This is a genomic window from Sphaerochaeta sp. (assembly GCF_050256055.1).
Classification (GTDB): domain Bacteria; phylum Spirochaetota; class Spirochaetia; order Sphaerochaetales; family Sphaerochaetaceae; genus Sphaerochaeta.
Genome location: NZ_JBFWIJ010000024.1, coordinates 20,430 through 40,956 on the forward strand (window position 1 = coordinate 20,430; position 20,527 = coordinate 40,956).

General features: G+C 53.1%; 21 protein-coding genes. 10 read left to right on the plus strand and 11 right to left on the minus strand.

The features are described from left to right. Positions 1–26 precede the first annotated feature (26 nt). Positions 27–1,019 carry a ketol-acid reductoisomerase gene (ilvC, locus tag AB7C91_RS10105; RefSeq protein WP_332448356.1) on the minus strand — a complete coding sequence of 331 codons (993 nt, stop codon included), beginning with the start codon at positions 1,017–1,019 and terminating at the stop codon, positions 27–29. Positions 1,020–1,079: 60 nt separating this feature from the next. Further along, a complete protein-coding gene (gene ilvN, locus AB7C91_RS10110; protein WP_332448355.1) occupies positions 1,080–1,610 on the minus strand; it encodes an acetolactate synthase small subunit in 531 nt (176 codons plus the stop codon). Positions 1,611–2,085: 475 nt separating this feature from the next. Between ilvN and AB7C91_RS10115 the strand changes: the two genes are divergently transcribed. Next, positions 2,086–3,870 (plus strand): cache domain-containing sensor histidine kinase, encoded by a 1,785-nt coding sequence (locus AB7C91_RS10115; RefSeq protein ID WP_428591132.1) that lies wholly within the window; start codon positions 2,086–2,088, stop codon positions 3,868–3,870. Beyond that, complete coding sequence (locus tag AB7C91_RS10120) at positions 3,860–4,627, plus strand: response regulator transcription factor (protein ID WP_332448353.1); 768 nt, start codon at positions 3,860–3,862, stop codon at positions 4,625–4,627. Before AB7C91_RS10115 ends, AB7C91_RS10120 begins: the two co-directional genes overlap by 11 nt. Here AB7C91_RS10120 and AB7C91_RS10125 read toward each other — a convergent pair whose 3' ends face one another. From AB7C91_RS10125 to AB7C91_RS10145, 5 genes are all read right to left on the minus strand, one after another. Continuing rightward, positions 4,628–5,476, minus strand: a complete 849-nt coding sequence (locus AB7C91_RS10125) for an HAD-IA family hydrolase (protein WP_332448352.1) — start codon at positions 5,474–5,476, stop codon at positions 4,628–4,630. 2 nt (positions 5,477–5,478) lie between these two features. Beyond that, positions 5,479–6,327, minus strand: coding sequence for a carbohydrate ABC transporter permease (locus AB7C91_RS10130; RefSeq protein ID WP_332448351.1), 849 nt, complete (start codon positions 6,325–6,327; stop codon positions 5,479–5,481). Positions 6,328–6,337: 10 nt separating this feature from the next. Beyond that, entirely contained in the window at positions 6,338–7,270 is a 933-nt protein-coding gene (locus AB7C91_RS10135) for a sugar ABC transporter permease (protein ID WP_332448350.1), read from the minus strand. A gap of 62 nt (positions 7,271–7,332) precedes the next feature. Continuing rightward, a complete protein-coding gene (locus AB7C91_RS10140) occupies positions 7,333–8,643 on the minus strand; it encodes an extracellular solute-binding protein (protein ID WP_332448349.1) in 1,311 nt (436 codons plus the stop codon). A 141-nt stretch (positions 8,644–8,784) separates the two neighbouring features. Next, positions 8,785–9,162: a metal-dependent transcriptional regulator gene (locus tag AB7C91_RS10145; RefSeq protein WP_332448348.1), complete on the minus strand. Its 378-nt coding sequence runs from the start codon at positions 9,160–9,162 to the stop codon at positions 8,785–8,787. Positions 9,163–9,256: 94 nt separating this feature from the next. On the opposite strand from AB7C91_RS10145, the gene AB7C91_RS10150 reads away from it, so the two are divergent. From AB7C91_RS10150 to AB7C91_RS10175, 6 genes are all read left to right on the plus strand, one after another. Next, the gene (locus AB7C91_RS10150; RefSeq protein ID WP_428591139.1) at positions 9,257–9,490 is read left to right on the plus strand and encodes a FeoA family protein; all 234 of its coding nucleotides are present in this window, start codon (positions 9,257–9,259) and stop codon (positions 9,488–9,490) included. Between the two features lie 3 nt (positions 9,491–9,493). Continuing rightward, positions 9,494–11,455 (plus strand): ferrous iron transport protein B, encoded by a 1,962-nt coding sequence (feoB, locus tag AB7C91_RS10155; RefSeq protein WP_428591142.1) that lies wholly within the window; start codon positions 9,494–9,496, stop codon positions 11,453–11,455. A gap of 7 nt (positions 11,456–11,462) precedes the next feature. Continuing rightward, positions 11,463–11,636 carry a hypothetical protein gene (locus tag AB7C91_RS10160; RefSeq protein ID WP_428591145.1) on the plus strand — a complete coding sequence of 58 codons (174 nt, stop codon included), beginning with the start codon at positions 11,463–11,465 and terminating at the stop codon, positions 11,634–11,636. A 108-nt stretch (positions 11,637–11,744) separates the two neighbouring features. Beyond that, a complete protein-coding gene (locus tag AB7C91_RS10165; RefSeq protein WP_332448345.1) occupies positions 11,745–12,560 on the plus strand; it encodes an amino acid ABC transporter substrate-binding protein in 816 nt (271 codons plus the stop codon). 86 nt (positions 12,561–12,646) lie between these two features. Continuing rightward, positions 12,647–13,282, plus strand: coding sequence for an amino acid ABC transporter permease (locus AB7C91_RS10170; protein ID WP_332448344.1), 636 nt, complete (start codon positions 12,647–12,649; stop codon positions 13,280–13,282). Positions 13,283–13,292: 10 nt separating this feature from the next. Continuing rightward, the gene (locus AB7C91_RS10175) at positions 13,293–14,057 is read left to right on the plus strand and encodes an amino acid ABC transporter ATP-binding protein (protein ID WP_428591148.1); all 765 of its coding nucleotides are present in this window, start codon (positions 13,293–13,295) and stop codon (positions 14,055–14,057) included. Here AB7C91_RS10175 and AB7C91_RS10180 read toward each other — a convergent pair whose 3' ends face one another. Together AB7C91_RS10180 and AB7C91_RS10185 are read right to left on the minus strand one after the other, a co-directional pair. After that, complete coding sequence (locus tag AB7C91_RS10180; protein ID WP_428591151.1) at positions 14,058–15,626, minus strand: N-acyl-D-amino-acid deacylase family protein; 1,569 nt, start codon at positions 15,624–15,626, stop codon at positions 14,058–14,060. A 4-nt stretch (positions 15,627–15,630) separates the two neighbouring features. Beyond that, complete coding sequence (locus AB7C91_RS10185) at positions 15,631–16,539, minus strand: hypothetical protein (protein WP_332448341.1); 909 nt, start codon at positions 16,537–16,539, stop codon at positions 15,631–15,633. A 159-nt stretch (positions 16,540–16,698) separates the two neighbouring features. Between AB7C91_RS10185 and AB7C91_RS10190 the strand changes: the two genes are divergently transcribed. Then, positions 16,699–17,982, plus strand: coding sequence for a pyridine nucleotide-disulfide oxidoreductase (locus AB7C91_RS10190; RefSeq protein WP_332448340.1), 1,284 nt, complete (start codon positions 16,699–16,701; stop codon positions 17,980–17,982). Here AB7C91_RS10190 and AB7C91_RS10195 read toward each other — a convergent pair. Continuing rightward, a complete protein-coding gene (locus AB7C91_RS10195) occupies positions 17,977–18,777 on the minus strand; it encodes an alpha/beta hydrolase (RefSeq protein WP_428591154.1) in 801 nt (266 codons plus the stop codon). The two genes, AB7C91_RS10190 and AB7C91_RS10195, sit on opposite strands and share 6 nt — an antisense overlap. Positions 18,778–18,997: 220 nt before the next feature. Here AB7C91_RS10195 and AB7C91_RS10200 point away from each other — a divergent pair, with 220 nt between their 5' ends. Continuing rightward, positions 18,998–19,915 carry a nucleoside hydrolase gene (locus AB7C91_RS10200; protein WP_428591157.1) on the plus strand — a complete coding sequence of 306 codons (918 nt, stop codon included), beginning with the start codon at positions 18,998–19,000 and terminating at the stop codon, positions 19,913–19,915. On the opposite strand, the gene AB7C91_RS10205 is transcribed toward AB7C91_RS10200, so the two are convergent. Beyond that, the gene (locus AB7C91_RS10205) at positions 19,916–20,527 is read right to left on the minus strand and encodes an NAD(P)H-dependent oxidoreductase (protein WP_332448337.1); all 612 of its coding nucleotides are present in this window, start codon (positions 20,525–20,527) and stop codon (positions 19,916–19,918) included.

Sequence of the window (20,527 nt, forward strand, 5' to 3'; positions counted from 1 at the left end):
TCCTTCCCGGTTTCGTCAAGTATTGGTTATTTCTTCAGCCAGCTCATCAAGGAGCGCAGCTTCTGTCCGGTCTTCTCCAACAGGCTCTCACTCTCGATGCGCTTCTTGGCATTGAAGTAGGGCCTGTTTACCTGGTTCTCAAGCAACCAGTTGCGGGCGAAGGTGCCTTCCTGGATGTCCTTGAGCACGCCCTTCATGGCCTGCTTGGTGTCGTCGGTGATGATCTTGCTGCCGGTGATGTAATCGCCGTACTCAGCGGTATCGCTGATGGAATAGCGCATGTAGGAAAGGCCGCCCTGGTTGATGAGGTCGACGATGAGCTTCATCTCATGGCAGCATTCGAAATATGCCATTTCCGGCTGATACCCCGCCTCAACGAGGGTGTCGAATCCTGCCTTGATCAAGGCGGTCACACCACCGCAGAGCACCGCCTGCTCGCCGAAGAGGTCGGTTTCCGTCTCTTCCTTGAAGGAAGTCTCGAAAATGCCGGCGCGTCCTGCACCAAGGCCTTTTGCGTAGGCAAGCGCGATGTCACGGCTGTCCCCGCTGGGATCCTGATGGATGGCGATCAACGAGGGAACCCCCTTGCCTTCCTGGAACTGGGAACGGACCGTATGGCCCGGGCCCTTGGGAGCAATCATGATGACGTTCACATCGGCCGGCGGCTTGATCTGGCCGAAATGGATGTTGAAGCCGTGGGCGAAGGCAAGGTATTTGCCGGCGCTCAGGTTCGCTTCGACACTCTCATGGTAGATCTTGGCCTGTTTCTCATCGGGCAGCAGCAACATGATGACCTGGGCGGCGGCACTGGCCTCCTCGACGGTGGCGACCTGCAGTCCAGCTTCCTCGGCGATGGCCCAGCTCTTGGAGCCTTTGTACAGACCGACGATGACATCAACGCCACTTTCATGCAGGTTCAGTGCATGTGCATGCCCCTGGCTGCCATATCCGATGATGGCCACCTTCTTCCCGTCAAGCTTCGAGAGATCCGCCTGTGAATCGTAATACATTGTGCTCATTCCGTTTTCCTCCGGCCCATCGGCCTTAGTAGTATCATAAGCGCCACATGGGCGTTGTGTTCATTGTTCATCCTCACTCAAGCTGATCGAGCTCAAGGCACGTCCACCCCGTTCGAGGGCCGTAATACCGGTACGTGCCATCTCGACAATCCCAAAGGGCATCATCAGATCCAAGAAGGATTGGATCTTGTCCAGGCTTCCGGTCATCTCCAGGGTAACGGTACCACTTGTCACATCGATGATCTTCGCCTTGAAGATCTGGGCAAGTTCAACGACCTCCGAACGATTCTCGTTCTTGGTGGAAACCTTGACCATAATCAACTCGCGCTGCAGGCTCTTGTTCTGGGTCATTTCATAGACGCGCTTGACATCGATGAGTTTGCCCACCTGCTTCTTGATCTGCTCCACCACAGGACGGTCTCCGGTCACCACGATGGTGATGCGGCTGATCATTTCCTGTTCGGTCTCCCCTACCGAGAGACTGTCGATGTTGTATCCCCGACGACTGAACAGGGAGACGACACGCATCAGGACACCGGGATGGTTGTTGACCAGAATGGCCAGTGTGTAGCGTTTTTCGTTGATATTCATGGTATGGTTTCTCTCCTTCGTAATGGTGCTAGGGTATAAGCAACTGCTCCCCGCTTGGTGGGGGGCTTTCTTCCACGGTCCATGCAGTGATGCTGCAGCCGTGGTCAGAGAATAATTAGGCTTACTACGATGAGAAGGGTAATGACAGAAAGGAGGAGGAGGGTGGAAAGAAGAAGGGTGCGTCCAAGAAGCAAGGGAAGAACTGCAGTACAAGATTGAGACGTGCTATACCAGGACTGCGCCGAGCCCTGCATCTTCCATTTGCTTGTGAATGTCCGGTGCATTGCCTGCACCTGCTTGGTGAACGCGTTCACGATACTCTCCTCAATGAACGGCTGACCGCCGTTTCTTGTTTGTAACGCTCTTTGGGGAAGTCTGTCAACCCTCATATACATAAATCAGTATGTTTATGCAGAAAAAATTCCCCCTGTAAAGATATATTGCATCCGCACCCCTTTGCCGGTACACTCAAACCATGAATGCTCGTCCCGTCTTCAAGTCTCGAACAACCCTGTTTGGACGGCTGCTCTTGTACTTTTTGGTGGTGCTGATCGTCCCCCTCGGTCTCTTCTCCGCATATTATGCACTGATCGGCGGAAGAAACCAAGAGCGGTACTTGAAAAATCAGACCTTGAACCTGGTGCTCAACGATGCAGACCAGGTCTCTACTGTTCTGGAAACCTATCGACACAAAGCATATCAACTCTCTACCGACCCCTTGGTTGTAAGCATCCTTCGGACCGACCGACTGTCGAGCGATTCGCCCGAGAGCAGGTTTCTCTACCAGCTCTTGTTCAGCACCATGCGCGGAGATACCTACCTTGCCAGTGCGAATCTGGTCAGCAATTCAGGAAAGGTCCGCATCTCCACCCACACCTTCCCCGAAGTGTATGACTTGCGTTACCACGGAAATACCTGGGACATGAACTCCATCATCAGCCAGAACGAGGATGTCTCCCCCACCGCTTCACTGATCAGCATCCGCGGTCACCGAACCGCAGACAACGGGAAACAGGTGGTGGCTTCCATTCTCAGACGGGTGTACGACGAAGACGGCACCAACCTCGGGTATCTGGTACTCGACCTCTATGCAGAAGCACTCTCCGGGCAGGTAAACCAAGACCAGTTGCTTGACGATCTGCTGCTCGTCGACACCAAGGAATTCTACGCTACCAGCCTGTTGCAAAGCGATGACTACGGTACATTCGATAAATTCCCCTTTCTCTCCGAATTGAAAGGCAACTACCGCCAAGCAGCCCTACGCACCGGAACCTCGATCACGGCGATCAGCCAAATCCCGGGAACAAGCCTGTATCTGGCAGGAAGCGTCAATGCAGTACCTTTTGAAGAAAGCCTGGACCGTTGGTTCTTCGCCTTCAGCATAACGATGCTCATCGGAACCTTTCTGGCATTGGTGCTTTCCCTGCTCTTCTCGCGGTCGATCTCCCGGCCTATCCGGGACCTTGCCCACCGTATGGGCGAAGTGGAGGACGGCAAGCTCCAAAGCAAGGAAGTCACCAGTGCCATCAGTGAATTCGCCAAGCTGGAACATTCCTTCAACCTGATGGTGCGTCAAATTGCAAGCCTGCTGGAATTGACCCGTGAGGAACAGCAGAAACTCAGCGAGGCGGAACGCAAGGCCCTGGAAAGCCAGATGAATCCCCACTTCCTGTTCAATACACTGAACACGATCAAAGCCCTGGCAAAACTGCATGGAGAGCAGGAAATCTACACCATCACCGTAAAGCTCGGAAAACTCCTTAGGTCCACGATCGACAACCATGAGAGTGAAAGCACCCTTGAAGAAAGCATGAACCTCATCGACTCCTATCTTACCATCCAAAAACTCCGGTTCGGAGATAAACTGGTGACCGACGTCTTCCTCGATCCCTCATGCGCCTCGGTCAAAACCCCCAAGTTGATCATCCAACCCTTGGTGGAGAACGCCATCATCCACGGGTTGGAACCCAAGCGGGGTGAATGGCGGGTGACCGTCCGGGTGGAACGACATGAAGGGCGAATTTTCATTACGGTCCAGGACAACGGAGTGGGATTCCCCCCCGGAACACTCCCTGACAACCTTGACGAACTTGCCAACTCAACACACGTTGGTGTATACAATATCTATCGGCGTCTGCTTCTCAAATATGGGAGGAAGATGCATCTGTCCATCGACAGCAAGACCGGAGAAGGAACAACAGTCAGAATTTCCTTCCCGGACGACGCATCTGATGCAAAGGGAGTGACAAATGAGCTATAGCGTAGTATTTGTAGAGGATGAACAGATTGTCCAGGAGGAGATCGCCTCCTCGATCAGATGGGAGCTGCTGGGATTGAATCTGGTAGGAACGGCAAGCGATGGCTTGGAAGGCGAGCAGCTGATCAAACGTCTGGAGCCCGATATCGTCATCACCGATATCCGCCTGCCCGCCCAGGACGGGCTTACGATGCTCAGCCACTGTCCGGTCAATCATGCGATCATCCTCACCGGCCACACCGATTTCAACTATATGAAACAAGCCATCCGACTGGGCGTATTCGACTACCTGCTCAAACCGGTTGATGATGAGGAGTTGGAAGAAACGCTGGCCTCCTTGGTCAAGAAAATCCAGGAAGAAGACCACGACTACGAACAGCTGCGGAAAAACCCGAATAGCGGCGGGGAATTGATACCGCTGCCGCGCAACGTGAACAACCATGTCATCGACGCCACCATCGCCTACATAGCCGAATCATATGCACAACCGGTGGGGCTGCAGGAGGCTGCGGCCTATCTTGAATTGTCGGAAAGCCACCTGTCACGCCTGTTCAAGGAAGTGACCGGCCTGAATTTCCTGCAATACCTGAACGCCTGGCGGGTGAACAAGTCGGTGGAACAGATGAAGGATCCGAAGAAAAACATTGCAGAGATCGCAATCAGCTGCGGCTTCCCCACCCCCGGATACTTCGCTAAAATCTTCAAACGGTTCACGAACAAGACCCCGACTCAGTTTAGGGACGAACAGGGTTCAGTCTGATCAACGTTCGCCGAAGGCCTCGGCCAACCGCTCGCTGGCCGTCAGGCCGATGCCATCGGCATACAACAGGCTCGCAAGCCCCAGCTTGCGGGCGTGTTCAATATTCAGCTCATAGTCATCGATGAAATACACCGCTTCCCGGTCCACCCGCTCCCGTTCCAAGATGGTGGTGAAGAATCGTTCACTGGGCTTGGTCAAGGCAAGCTTATGGGAAGCATAGGTGGCATCAAAAAGAGAGAGAATCCCCATTGCCTCCATCTTCTTCCAATGTGGGTCGATCGTATTGGAAGCACATACAACCCGCTTCCCTTCCGAGCGAAGGCGCTTGATGAGATGTAGCATCTCCTCATTGGGAATCGGATCAAAAGCATCGAAGAACGGATCTCCTTCCACCTGAATCCCGAATTGGTGATACACATGATCCCAATAGACGGCTGATGAAACCACACCCTCCATCAAAGGGAATTCATAATGCAGATAATCCTGGAAGAAGGCTTCCCGGTCCAACTCGTAGCGCCGCGCGATCTTACCGAGCATGGTGATGTTCTTGATCACCACATTGCCCAGATCGAACATGAACAAAGTATGCGATGCACAAACCGGAGGATCGACCCATGACAGGTAGGGAAGCAACGTCTGTTCGCTGCACGTCTCATCCACCAGAAGTGTGCCGAATCCGAGCATCCGGGCTTGTTCAACATGCTGGGCATGGTCCGAAAGGAAGAGACACCGACCGGGGTGATGCGAAAGAGATTGGATCGGATAGGAGACCAACCGGTCGGGATACCGCCCAAGCAAACGAAATGCCGGATGCTCCACCGAAAGATCAGTGCAGAGATAATCGTACATACTCACCCCTTCCGTGATTCATATACGGCGCTTCCGCCGATGAAGTACTTGGTCAGGGACATAAAGAGGATGAACATCGGAATCGACGCCAAAAGGGCGGCAGCCATCATGGCCCCTTCGTCGGTGCTTCGCTCCAAGGCGAACGAGGAAATGTATTGGGGTATTGTCTTCATCTTCTCGCTCTGGCTGACCAACAGCGGCCACAGCAGGTTGTCCCACTGGCTCCTGAACGAAAGGATGGCAAGCGTAGCGATGACCGGTTTGCAGTTGGGAAGCACAATACGCCAGTAGATGCCGAATTCCCCCATCCCGTCGACCCTCGCCGCATCGAGAAACTCGGTGGGAAAGGTGGTGAGGTATTGTTTCATCTGGAAGACGCCGAAAGCGCTGACCAGGAACGGAAGGATCAAGCCGATGTAGGTGTTCTGGATGCGCAGCATCATGACCACCATGTACAACGGAATCATGATTGCCTCGAAGGGAATCATCATCGTAGCCATGATCATCATGAAAATGGTGTTCCGTCCATGAAACCGGAACTTTGCCAAACCGTACCCGGTCAGGCTTGCGATCAACACCGTGGTCACAGCCACCGTGATGCTCACAATCAAGGAGTTGGAGATATTCCGAACGAATATATAGGTTTGGTCGTTTCCCTGGATGGCTTTTGCAAAATTCGCCCAAGCTATCTGTTCAGGTATCCAGTTGAAGGGCATCCTGAGGATCTGGCGACTGGTCATCATGGAAGCTGCAACCATGAATACGATGGGCATCAGCGTGAAGATCAACATGACCAACAAAGCCAGGGAGATGATGATCTTGGAAACGGAAAATGTACGCTCTATCTGCATGACCGGCCTCCTAGTATTCCACCTGTTCACTCTTGGTGGTCTTGAATTGCAACAAGGTGAACAACAGCATCAGTACGAAGAGGACCACGCTCATAGCGCTCGCCCTACCCAGATACTGCTGCTGGATGCCGGTGATGTAAATATTGAAGGTGATGACGTTGATCGGTGCACGGGGTGCCCCGTTCGTGTAAATCATGTATTGCGTACTGAAGGTTTTCAGACATTGCAGCATCGCCATGACCGAAACCAGTACTACCGTAGGTTTGAGCAGCGGCAGGGTAATGCGCCAGAATACCTGGCTTTTTTTCGCCCCATCGATGGTGGCCGCCTCATAGATGGTCGGCGGGATGGATGCAAGACCGGTGATGAATAGGATGACAAAGTATCCGATGTATTTCCAGAAATAGATAACCATCGTCGATACTTGTTCCATGACAGGGTCAACCAACCATCGATGGTCTACACCGGGGGTATGAAACAGAGCATTCAGCCATTGGTTGCCCAGCCCCCGGGGATCGAAGATGATCATCCAAATGGTTGCGGCTACAACACTGGAAAGGATTGCAGGGCTGTAATAAGCGATCTGCAGCACCTTCTTGGAGTGCTTGCTTGAAAGATTGCTGATGAATACCGCCAACATAAGGCTGAGGAGCAACAAGGGAATGAAGGTTCCCACCGTGAACACCAAAGTGGCACGAAGGCTGTTGAAAAAGGAGAGCTCGCTGGCGGCACGTGAGGGATCGAACAGCCGGATATAGTTGCCGAGTCCCAGAAATTTCGGAGGCGCCTTGCTCAATGCCCGTTTATCGAAAAAACTGGTATAAAAGGCATTGATGATAGGATAGAAACTGAACAGAGAGAAGAAAAGCAGGGAAGGGACGGTAAACAACAGCCCCCAACGAGCCTGTTTTCTCTCGATTCCCCGATACGGTTTTTTACCCATGAAGCGCTCCTCGAAGAAAAATGGGTCGGCCCTGCCACCCGGCAAGGCCGACTGATGTACAATTACTGCTCGTCGATGATTTCCTGAACGGCGGAACGGAGGGTGGCCAAAGCCTTCTCCGGACTCACTCCACTGAGCATGACCGACTCCACTGCATAGCGGATCTGGGTCTGGATTTCTGCAGAGTTTTCTCCGTAGTAGATCATGTGGGCACGAGCCATGTCGTTGATGAACACCTGGCTGTACGGCATGTTCTTCAGGGTATCCGAGGCGAAGAGCGCCTTGGTCGGCTGAATGATGTTGCCGCCGCGGGTCAGATAATCCTCACCATGGCTGAGGAGGAATCCGGCAAGTTTCCAAGCGGCTTTCTGTACGGCAGGATCACTGTCGGCATTGACCATGAAGAAGTGACCGTAATAACAGGCTGCCACATTACGTACCGCATTCTTGAAGGTCGGATACGGGATTACCATCCACTCTCCACTCTTGAAGAAGGCTGGGTTATCCTTTTCGATACGGCCTTCCTGATAGAGCCCGGTATGTGCCATGGCGATGTCGTTGTTGTCCTGGTTGAACAAGTTGCGGGCATTCTTGTAGGTAGGAGAACCAAGGTTGCGGCCCGACGGTCCCCACTGCTGCATGAAAGTCAGGGCCTTGATCCATGCATCGTCGCCGATGATGGCTTTCTTGCCGTCGGCACTGAGCAGATCTCCACCAAGTTGCTCTACCATCGGCACGAAGAAGGTCAGGTAATACGGATACCGGAAATCGAAGCCACGGCGGATGAGAATGTCGCCGTCACGGATGACCAGCTTCTCAGAGATGTCGGCCATCTCTTCCCAAGTCTTGGGATAATCCTTCTCAGGATCGAGGCCAGCGGAGCGGAACACTTTCTTGTTCAAATAGATTGCCCAGTTGGTCAGTTCGAGCGGAAGTCCATACACTTCGCCATCGACGGTTACCGTATCAAGCACCCCGTCGACATACTTGTTGAGCAGGTCTTCCTTGCTAGCATACCCGGCAGCTTTGTAGTCCACCGGAGCCACACGGGCATTGGTGATGTAGGCATACTGGTTCTCAATCGGCAGATTGAACATATCCGGGCCTTGGTTGGCTGCAAAGGCAGTCTGCACCAGCTCGATCTGTTTGGCTGAGCTTTGTGTGGTGCGAACGACGGTGATGTTCGGATTCTGCTCCATGAACTGGGCGATCAACTCGTTCTCCAGTTGCGTTCTGGCTGGATCCTCATGGGTCCAATACTGCACCGTAACGGGTTTTGTCTCATCCACTGCAGCTTCCTTGGTGCCTTGGGCAACCAGGGAAAGAGGCAGGAGAAGGGCAATCAGCAACACGAAAACCAATGATTTTTTCATATGGCGACCTCCTAAAGTCTTCTATACTTTCAGTGTAAAAGGCTTTGGGAAATGCACAAGACAAAGCTTTTGTGGTTATGGGAGTAATTTTGCGAGGCAACCGCAAGAGTGTGCAAACAACCACAACCTTGTATACAAGTATCAGCGGGAATCCTTTTGGATCGAACCAAGATAGGAAGCCAACTTCTCCATGGTTTCGCTGGAAATGTCGTGTTCTATCAAACAGGCGTCCTTCTCGGCGACCACCGCGTCGACTCCCAGTACCTCAATCAGGAAACTGGTCAAGGTCTTGTGACGGAAATATACTTGGGAAGCCTTGAGCCTGCCCTTCTCCGTCAGATGGATATCCCCATAGGTTTCCTGGTGTATATATCCATCATTGGCAAGTACCTTCATGGCACGATTCACACTCGGCTTGGAGACACCCAGACGGGCGGCCACATCGGTCGTCCGTACCTTCTGGTTTGCTTCATTGAGAGCCAATACGGCCTCCAGATAATCTTCCCCTGATTTCTGCATGGCTCTGATGGTAGCATGCATCTATACCTTTGTCACGGAGGAAGATTGGAAAACCTTGACATAAATGTTTGTTTAAGCTAACTTATAGATAAGGATGAACACAATGCAAATGACGATGGATGAATTGAGTATCGGGCAGAGAGGAGCTGTGAAAGCGATTCATGCGCCGAAGCAGCTCAAACGAAGGCTGATGGATATGGGCTTCACCAAAGGGGTTGGCGTCGAGATTATCAAGCTTGCACCGATGGGAGACCCTATGGAAGTATCCATCCGTGGCTACCATCTTTGTCTCAGAAAAGCTGAGGCTAAATCCATAGAATTAAGATAGTCTATGCAAACAATTGCACTCATTGGGAATCCCAACTGCGGGAAGACCACGCTGTTCAATATGCTTACCGGAACCACCGCCTATGTTGGCAACTGGCCGGGGGTGACCGTAGAGAAGAAGGAAGGCATGGTGGGAGGCAACCGCATCCTCGACCTTCCGGGCATCTATTCGCTCTCCCCCTACTCCCCTGAGGAGAAGCTTTCACGCAGGTACCTGCTGGATCAACAACCGGATCTGATCATCGACGTGATCGATGCGACCAACCTGGAACGAAGCCTGTATCTGACCACCCAGCTTGCCGAGTTGGGAAGACCGATGCTGCTCGCTTTGAATATGGAGGATTTGCTCCAAAAGGAAGGGATCAGCATCGATGCAAAGCGTCTGGGTCAGCTCACCGGATGTCCGGTTGTGCAGCTTTCTGCCAGCAAAGGGACAGGCATCGATACGTTGCTGACGGAGATCGAGCATGCATTGGCCGAACCAAAGGCTCCCTTGTGCCCTTTGTTCTCCAATTTCATCGAACGCTACATTTCCCATATCATCGCTGACGATTATCTCCATCTCATCCCCTCAGGCAGGCAGATGCGCTGGGCTGCGATCAAACTGCTGGAGGGTGACGACCTGTTCATCTCTTCCATGCCCCCCGCCCCCCAGACATTCCAGAACTACCTCGACCTTTCCCGCAAGGAACTGATGGTGCATTTCGACGATGATGTCGAGGCCATCATCATAGACCAACGCTATAAGATCGCCGAACATATTGCGAAAGACTGCCAGATACGTGAGATGACCGCCAAACAATTCAACTTCGATACGCTTGCCACCGGCAAATACACAGCGCTTCCTTTGTTTGCCCTGATCATGGGGGCGGTCTTCTATCTTTCGATCGGATTGGTCGGAGGATTTACGACCGGTATCCTGGAATCATTGTTCGCGTTTCTCGCAGACCAGGTGCATGTGCTCTCCGACCAAGCGGGGGTGCACCCCCTGCTCTCAGGAATCCTTGCCGATGGGATCATTGCAGGGGTCGGTGCAGTGCTTACTTTCGTACCGCAACTTTTCGTTCTCTTCTTCTTGCTTTCCATCCTGGAGGATTGCGGATATATGGCCCGTATTGCCTTCATCATGGATCGGTTGATGCGTTCGATGGGACTTTCGGGGAAATCGATCATCCCGCTGGTCATCGGAACAGGCTGTTCGGTTCCGGCCATCATGAGCAGTCGGACGATTGAACACCAGAAACAACGGGAACTTACGGTCATCGTCACCCCGTTCATACCCTGTGGGGCAAAGATGCCGGTTTTCGCCTTGATGCTCACCTATTTCTTTCCCGGCCGGTGGTATATCGCTCCTTTGATCTACCTTCTGGGAATTCTTGCAGTCATCGTCACCGGCCTCTTGGCCCGTGCGCTGGATCGCCACAAGGAAACCAACGCCTTCATCCTGGAACTGCCAAGGTACCAGAAGCCGGGCGGACGCAACGTATGGTTGCAGACCAAGGAACGCATCATGGGGTTCATCCAGAAAGCAGGAACGATCATCCTGCTCTCCTCAGTGGTCATCTATTTACTTTCTTCCTACTCCTTCAAATTGCAGATGGTGGGAGCGGACAAAAGCATGCTTGCAAGCCTGGGACGGGTGATATCGGTTCTCTTCGTCCCTCTTGGTTTCGGGTTCTGGCAGGCCAGCGTCGCCTTGCTTACCGGTATCGCCGCCAAGGAATCGATCGTCAGCACCCTGAGCGTCACCGTCGGGACTGCTGCTCTCTCCGATTTCTTCACACCTGCCTCGGCACTCTCTTATATGACGTTCATCCTTCTCTCTTCCCCCTGCATCGCCGCTATCAGTGCGATGTTCAAGGAATTGGGAAGCAAACGCAAGCTCCTCTTTGCCATTCTCTGGCAAACAGGATTCGCCTATCTCATGGCGATGGCAGTACGTTTCATCGCCATGATTCTTTCGTGAGGTACCTATGCTTACTACCATACTAGCCAATGTTTTTGTGGCATGCTTGATCCTCGCCCTCCTCATCTTGTCGATCAGGGTCTTGGTAAAACAAGGCAAGCAAGGCAGTTGCGCTTCCTGTTCAACCAAGAAGGGAAGCGGATGTGCAGGATGCCAATTCGCAAATCAGTGCCATTCCTAATATTCATCATATGAATAATTATGCAGTAAGACTGGATATTTTCCTGCATAACAGGTACACTCACACACAAACCCCTCCCGGGGTATTTGTGAATGAGGAGATATACCAATGAAACGATGCACTGTTCTTCTTTCGGCGTTGCTGCTGGTCGCTTCGGCACTGTTCGCCCAAGGCACCAAGGAGCAAGCCTCTGGTGTAGACAATTCCCTGCAGAAAATCCTGGACAAGGGTCAGCTGGTCATGGGTCTTGATGATACGTTCCCCCCGATGGGGTTCAGGGATGAGAAAGGGGAGATCGTAGGCTTCGACGTAGATCTTGCCAAGGAAGTCGCCAAGCGCATGGGAGTGAAGCTGAAGCTGCAACCGATCGACTGGAATGCGAAAGAGCAGGAACTGAACACCGGAAACATCGACTGTATCTGGAACGGGTTCACCATTACCGAGGAACGCAAGCAGGCGATGACCTTCACCCCTGCATACCTGCGCAATGCCCAGGTGGTCGTCGTCCGTCAGGACAGCGCCTTCACCGATCTTGCATCCCTTGCCGGAAAGACGGTGGGATACCAAGCGGGATCTTCCGCCCTCAGCGCCATTGAAGCCACTCCCTCCTTCCAGAAATCCGTCAAGGAATTTGTTGAATTCAAGGAAAACCTCACCGGCCTGATGGATCTGGAGATCGGAGGCATTGATGCATTGGTCGTCGACCTGATGGTGGCGAACGACAACATCAACCGCAGCGGCAAGGCATTCAGGATCCTCAGCGAGGAACTGGCACCCGAGGATTACGGCATTGGATTCCGCAAAGGCGACCAAAAGCTTGCCGATGCAGTCTGGCAACAGCTGCTTGCCATGAAAGCGGACGGGACCTTGGCACAAATTTCCACCAAGTGGTTCGCAGCCGATATTACCGTTGTCGGAAAGTAACGAAAACGGTATGATGACGGGGAGCTTGCCTCCCCGTTTCTTTTTTTTTGACGAAACGCACACAATCCTCTCTCAAGGAGATATGCATGGGAAACTTATTGCTGCAGATGGCAGTCGGTTCTCTGACCAGCCTCAAGATATTCGCCCTGACATTGCTGTTCGCTCTCCCACTCGGCATGCTTGTCGCCAAGGGCAGAATGGCAAAGAATCCAGTCATCTCCAATCTGGTCAACGGCTATATCATGATCATGCGCGGGACCCCTTTGATCCTTCAGCTCCTCTTCGTCTATTTCGCCCCGTATTACATCTTCGGCTCTTCCTATGACCGTTTTACAGCGGTTATCGTCGGGTTCGTCATCAACTATGCCGCCTATTTTGCTGAAATCTATCGAGGGGGAATCCAGTCGATTCCCGTCGGTCAGTATGAGGCCAGTCTGGTGCTGGGATTCTCGAAAGCCCACACCTTCACCCATGTCATCGCTCCACAGGTGGTCAAACGCATCATTCCGGCCATGGGAAACGAGGTCATCACGCTGGTGAAGGATACAGCACTGGCACAAACCATCGGGGTCGCCGAACTGTTCCGCGTCGCCCAGAATGCTTCCGCCCGGGAATTTTCCACCATGCCGATCTTCATCGCCGGTGTGTTCTACTTCATTATGAATGCGGTGGTCTCCCGTTCGTTCGACCTGCTTGAAAAGAAGCTGAACTACTACCACTAGGAGAGCTGCCATGGAAATGATTCGTGTAGAAAACCTGACCAAAGCCTTCGACGGCCTTGGGGTGCTCAAGGGGATTTCCTTCACCCTGAACAAAGGGGAGGTGCTTTCGATCATCGGACCTTCGGGCAGCGGGAAAAGCACGCTCCTCAGATGCTTGACCCAACTCGAACCGATCGACGGCGGCAGCATCGTGGTCTGTGACCAGAACATGGTCGATACCGATGAACACGGGACGGTCTTGTATGCCGACAAGCAGACGCTGCGCTCTGTTCGCTTGAATCTTGGTTTGGTCTTTCAGAACTTCAATCTGTTTCCCCATATGAACGTGTTGCGCAACATCACCGAAGCCCCGATGCATGTGCTGAACAAAAACAAGGAGGAAGCCCAGGCGATCGCCCGCTCCCTGCTTGCCAAAATGGGATTGGAAGAAAAAGAAAAAGCCTACCCTTCCCAGCTCTCCGGCGGGCAGCAGCAACGGGTCTCCATTGCACGCGCCTTGGCATTGAATCCGGCGGTACTCTGCTTCGATGAACCGACCAGCGCTCTCGACCCCGAATTGACCGGGGAGATCTTGAAAGTCATCAAGGATCTGGCAAAGGAGAAGATGACCATGGTCGTCGTCACCCACGAGATGGCCTTCGCCCGCGATATCTCCGACCGTGTCATTTTCATGGATGACGGGGTCATCGTCGAGGAGGGCACACCGGAGCAGGTGTTCAACAATCCACAGAATCCTCGAACCCAGCGATTCCTCAACAGGTACGAACAGGACTGACTAGTACAGAAGCAGGTCTCCGGCGGTTGCATCGGTGTAGCTGCCTTCCCGATACGCCACGTTTCCGTTGACCATGACAAGGTCCAGCCCCTTGGCCTTAGCATCAGGAACTTGGTCTGAACTGCAATCTTGCAGGGTCTTGGGATCGAAGACCACGATATCAGCTTTGCAGCCGGGTTTGATGGTCCCCCTGTCCGGTATGTTCAAGCGTAAGGCACAGGCTCCGGTCATTTTGGCGATCAGCTGCTCCAAGGGTAGCACATGTTGTTGTTTCCAATACCGATCAAGGAGATGAATGGCCGCCTGATAGGATCGAGGATGGGTTTTCCTGCCGGCATAGAGGGCGTCGGTCCCGAAACACATCAAGGGATGGGAGAGAATCCGCTTGATCGATTCCTGGCTCTGGGTGACATCGGTCATGAGCGCTGAGCCCTTTTCCTCCTTCAGCAGATCGAAGAATGCATCATACGGCCCCTGCCCCCGCTCGCTTGCCACTTCTGCAATACTCATGCCTTCATAGCGTGGATTCGTCTCCAAGGTAAGAACCTTGATGGCGTCCCAGCCGCACAATACTGCGATGCTGTCCCATCCACGGGCTTCCTCCATATGTTGCTTGATCCGTTGCCGCTCCTTCTCGCTACTGAGCATCTGTTGAAGATCCGAGCGGGAGAGACGAAGATACGGCGGTGGCAGCAGACTGAACAAACTGGTGGAGCCATACGCATAGGGATATTGGTCGAAATGGACATCAAGCCCCTCCAACCGGGCTTCTTCAATCATCGAGAGCATTTGGCCGACCAACTGCTGGTTCTCCCTCCCGATCGCCTTCAGGTGGCTGATCTGCAGCCGTACTCCCGTCTCTCGGGCAAGCTCCAACACCTCTTGCAGACTGGTCAGCACCCCGTCCCCCTCACAGCGGATATGCACGGTGAACAACCGGTCATTGCGCTGAAGCAACGCAAGCAAAGAGAGCAGTTCCTTGCGGTCGGCAAACAGGCAGGGTGCATAATACAAACCGGTGGACATGCCCAGGCAGCCGCTCTCCAAGCTGACTTGGAGAAGCGAGCACATCGTTTGTACTTCCTCCAAGGTGGCTATCCGGTTTGGACTCCCTTCCATGGCAAAACTGCGTAAGGTTGCATGTGCCTGCAGGAACGCCATATTGGTGCCGCTTCCCTGCTGCTTCCAGGTTGCACAATAGGAAGAAAAATCATTCCAACCGATGGCTTCATAGGGCCCCAGGACATCAGTACACAATTCCTTGAGGAATGCACTGTCCTTCTCAGCCGGAAACACCCCGATGCCGCAGTTTCCTGTAACCTCGGTGGTGATTCCCTGCCCGATCTTCGGTCGCATCGATGGATTGCGCAACACTTCCAATTCACTGTGCCCATGCATATCGATGAACCCCGGACACAGGACCTTTCCCGTGCAGTCATAATCAACGGGAAAGCGGGAAGTTTCGGGAGGAAGGATGGCCGTGATCTGGTCATTCTCTATCTGTATATCTGCTGTAAACGGTGCACCACCGGTGCCGTCCACGACTGTGGCATTGGAAAACACAAACACGAAATCACTCCTCGCTGGTCAACAACGTGCATTCAAAGAGCAATTGCTGCTCCAGCATACGCAGGGCGTTCTGGTAATTTCCCCGGCTTCGGGTAAGAATCATGGCAGCTTTGAATTCATCGATATGCTCAATATCAACAAACGCAGGAGGATATCCGTTCGCCAGTAATTCCTGGGCCAAAGCAAGGGCGGCAAGCAACCCATCATACCGTCCATACGGCTTGATTCGCAAGAGTTCCCCATAGAGAAACAGCGAACGGACCACAGGGTGTAAAAGCATCCAATCGCGTTCATATTGGATAAAGAGTGTCTGCATCTGCTTGTCAATGGTGTAGTCGGCGTGTGCTTCCGTCCGGTAAGGATACTCACCTTGGTCATCCAAGCCTTGCGTAAGGAGCTGGTACAGCTCCTTGAGCCGTTGCTCACTCATCGGCGGACGGTTCTTGGGCGGCACCGGACCCAGCCCATATTGGGAGAGCAATCGATTGAGCAACGTGCGTAGGTTCAATGCCAGTACCTGTACCTCAAACTGCAATTCAGGGACAAAACACTGGTTGAACAGTACGGCAAGCTGTTGTGCTGTGATCATCAAGTCTTCGCCGGCAAACACCGAGAGAATGAATCGGATGACTTGATGGCGGTAGGAATGCAGGAACAAGACGGCGTTGGAATACGACTCCAAAGCCTGTTTTCCCTCCTCAAGACGGGAAAAATCCATTCCCCCGATTCTCAGGTCATGATTCTTGATATGCCTGAGCTGTCTTCCATCACTGGGTTTGGGTGCATCCGAAGGGATATTCCACGCCCAGGAGGAACGAAGTACCCCGTCGACCCTTCCTTCTTCACAAAGAATGCGTACCCGACGCTCGGATATTCCCCATTTCCTTGCAGCTTCCTTGGCACTGATATACATTGTCCACCTCGCACACACTGTTCCTATATTGGTGTAATACCATGAATGCTTCGCCTCTGCAAGGCTCCTTGATTCTGGGAGGGCTTTACCAAACCTGACGGAATGGGGATAATTGATTGGAAAGGGAGACCTTTCCGATCATCATTGGGAGGGTACTCCATGGATCAATACGATGTCATCATTGTAGGAAGCGGGCCGGCTGGCATGGGCACTGCATTCACGCTTCTCAAACACCGACCGGACTTGAACATTCTCATGCTCGACCGGGAGAAAGTCTCTACCGGCGGGATGCGCAATGACTGCAAGATGAACTTCACCTACCCGATCGGGTTTCCGGTTGAGTACTGGACGGAAGAAGCGGCTCAGTACTATCTGAAGGAAGTCATTGATTTCCTGGAGCCGTCCTTCATGGAAAAGACAAATATCGACATCTACCAGAAAAGGGCCGAACGACTTGGCTGCACGCTTTTGGAGATCAAGCAGACCCATCTGGGCACCGACGGCGGCTTGGTTTTGATCAAGCAACTGTTGGCGAAACTGGCAGCGCATGGGGTTACCCTCGCGCTCGGGGAGGCAATGGAAAGCGTCAATGCGCAACAACGGTTCATCATCACCGAAAAACGGGAGATCGGCTACAAGAAACTGTTGGTGGCTCCCGGCCGCAAGGGTTTCCATTTCCTCCAGGACCTGATGCGTTCGCTTTCGGTTCCGTTTATCGATAACATCGTCGACATCGGACTCCGGGTGGAGACACGCATCGAACACTACCCCATCGTCCGCGATTACTATGACCCGAAATTCTATTTTCCAGAAAAGGTGAGAACGTTCTGCACCAACAGCGGCAACGCCCATGTGGTGAGGGAGCGGTATGCAACCAACCGAGGGGATCAATGGTACTCGGTCAACGGTCATGCGTTCGCCCCCGACCCGCGCCATGACAACGGATTGGTGAACTTCGCAATCCTGAAGACCGTCAGGTTTACCGCACCCCTGGCCAGCGGACAGGCTTTTGCCGAAAATTTGGGACTCCAGGCAGCGCTTATGGGTGGCGGTCAACCGTTGATGCAACGCGTGGGGGACTTCCGTCTTGGATCGAGAAGCAAAGAAGCAAGCTTCAGTGGTGATTTGTATGATTTCGAACCCACGCTGAAAACCTGCTGCCCCGGGGACATTTCTCTGGCGATGCCTGCAAAAATCCTCCGTGCAATTTGGAAGGCAATGAAAAACCTGGATACCATTGTTCCGGGAGTACTCCATCCATCAACCATCATGTACTATCCTGAGATCAAGCTGTACGCCAACAAGCCGGCGTACCTGGATGAACATTTCCGGGTAACCGAAGACATTTGGTTTGCAGGAGACGGAGCCGGCACAAGCCGCGGTATCACCGGGGCCTGGGCCAGCGGAATCAGATCCGCAGAAGGAATGCTGGAAACCTTATAAGGTATGGTTGAACCGTGCGTTCAACCAGTGTGAAGCAAGATCCACCCATTGGCGGCAGAGCGGATGGGGAGTCCCCACCTCTTCGGTGCATAGAGAAAGACCATGGTCCCCGCTCTCAAACAGATGAAGCTCAAAGGGGACGCCGATCTTTCTGAGCGATGCAGCCAACAACAGGCTGTTCTCTACCGGGACGGTGGCATCCGTGACGGTGTGCCAGATGAACATCGGGCTGGTCGAAGGTTTGACTTGGTTCTCCAAGCTGAAGAGACTACGCAGCTGCGTATCACCCCCGCTGACCCAATCCAGACTTTCTGTATGGGAAAATGCACCGGAGGTGATGACCGGGTAGCACAAGATAGCTGCATCCGGCCGGTTGTTCTCGTCAACAATGGTCAGCCGCTGCTTGAGAAGCGGATGATCATGCAACAAGGCGAGGGAAGCCGCCAGATGCCCCCCTGCACTGAAGCCGATAATGGCGATGCGCGTAGGGTCGCACATCCAAGTCAGTGCATGCTCACGTATCTTGATCAAGGCATCACTGGCTTCCAACAGTGGGTTGAGTTCCTTCGCCTGCTCCTGTACCGAATAATCGAGGATGAATACGTTGTAACTCATGTTCAGAAAGTGCAAAGCCACTGGGTCACGTTCACGTTCCGAGAGCAATCGATAGGCACCTCCCGGACAGATGACCACCGTCGGTCTGATATTGCGAATTCCCCCGTCATTGGTAATGTCCTGCAGATACCCGGTCAAGGGGACCTGATTCGGTCCCACTGCAATTTGTATGATTCTCATGAATGCATGGTATCATACAACCAGTGTTTTGTGGGATCTGGTGCAATGAATCGTGTATGTTCACCCACTACTCGATGGAAAAGGCCGGGATTGCCATGACCGGGATGATACTGGTAGTATCGAAGAGCATGCACGGATGCGATGTGCCTAATCTCCGTCCCTCGGAGCCTTTATCCCATCGCAGGCCGCCTTGCATAGCATGTATGCAAAGAGGGATGAGATGGAACGAGTCATTTTGGATGTGGACACCGGTCTCGATGATGCAGTCGCCCTGTTTCTTGCTGCCGGACTGGAAGAAATTCAGGTGGAAGCGGTCATTGCCACCAATGGAAACGTCGCCCTGAGCAAGACGGTGGAAAACACCCTGAACATCATGGAAACTGCAGGCTGCAGTTGCCCTGTCTACAAAGGATCTGACAAACCGTTGGTGCGAAAGCATGTGATTGCAGGGGAATTCCATGGGGAATCGGGTCTCGACGGCCCGGTATTCGGAAAACGGAAACTCCAGCATCTCCAAGAAGGGGACGGTATCACCGAGATGATACGGTTGCTTTACGAGAATCCGAAGGAGATCAGCATCGTCAGCGTAGGACCGTTGACCGACCTTGCCATCGCTTTGGAGCGGGAACCGAATCTTCCGACGCTGGTCAAGCAGATCATCATCATGGGAGGATCGTTCAGCGAGGGCAATGTGACGAAGGAAGCGGAATTCAACACATTCGCCGACCCTGAAGCTGCACGCATCGTGTTTTCCTGCAAAGCCAAGCTGGTACTCTTTCCCTTGGATTGCACCCGACAGGTGACGCTCTCACCTGAGCGGCTGTCTCTCTATCATGCCAAACCGGGCCGAAGTACCGAGGTATTTGCAGCATGCATGGACACCTACATGGCGAATTACGAAAAACATGCCATCGGTTGGCCCCAAATCCATGACCCGTTGTGCGTTGCCTACTTGGTCGACCCCTCCAAGGTAAAAACCATCCTCCGGAAGGTGAACGTGGACATTACAGGCGGACCTTCCTACGGCAAGACGACCCAACTGCCTGCCGGTGAGGATGACGGAGTATGGATAGCCACGACACTCGACATCCCTTGGTTCTGGTCCCTCATCGATCGTGCACTGGCTGCCCTGCCCTGATCAGTGGTAGACGACCAAGTCTTCTTGCGATTGTCGGATCTTCGGACGTTCCGCCTCACCGGGATACCCGAATGTTGCGAGCAGGGAAACCTGCCAGGATGAGTCGTCGATGCCGAGGACCTCAAGAACTTTTGCTTCGTCAAAACCCTCGATTGCACAACTTTGGATTCCCAGCGAAGCTGCTCCAGTCATCATATTGGCGATGGCCAGATATCCTTGGCTGCATAACCAGCAATCCAAACGCCCTTCCTGTTTGAGAAAGGCATGATAGGGACGATAATCCTCGATGAACTGATCCAGAGGATCAGGGAATCTGCTGGAGCGCTGTCGGACCAGATTCCCGTCGGGATCGGCATAGGCTGCCGTACGAACCAAAACGGCCACCGTCATTGCACTGGTACCCACCCCTTCCTGATCAAAACAGGCTTTCTGCAAACGCGCTTTCAACGCTGCAGTGGTCACCACATGGAATGACCAAAGCTCCAGACCGAAGGAAGTGGGGGTAAGCCGTCCGAATTCAAGGATTTGACGGATCTGCTCATCATCGAGCAGGCGTTTGACATCATACACTTTACACGCAAACCGGCGGCGCATGGCGTCGATGCATTCCAT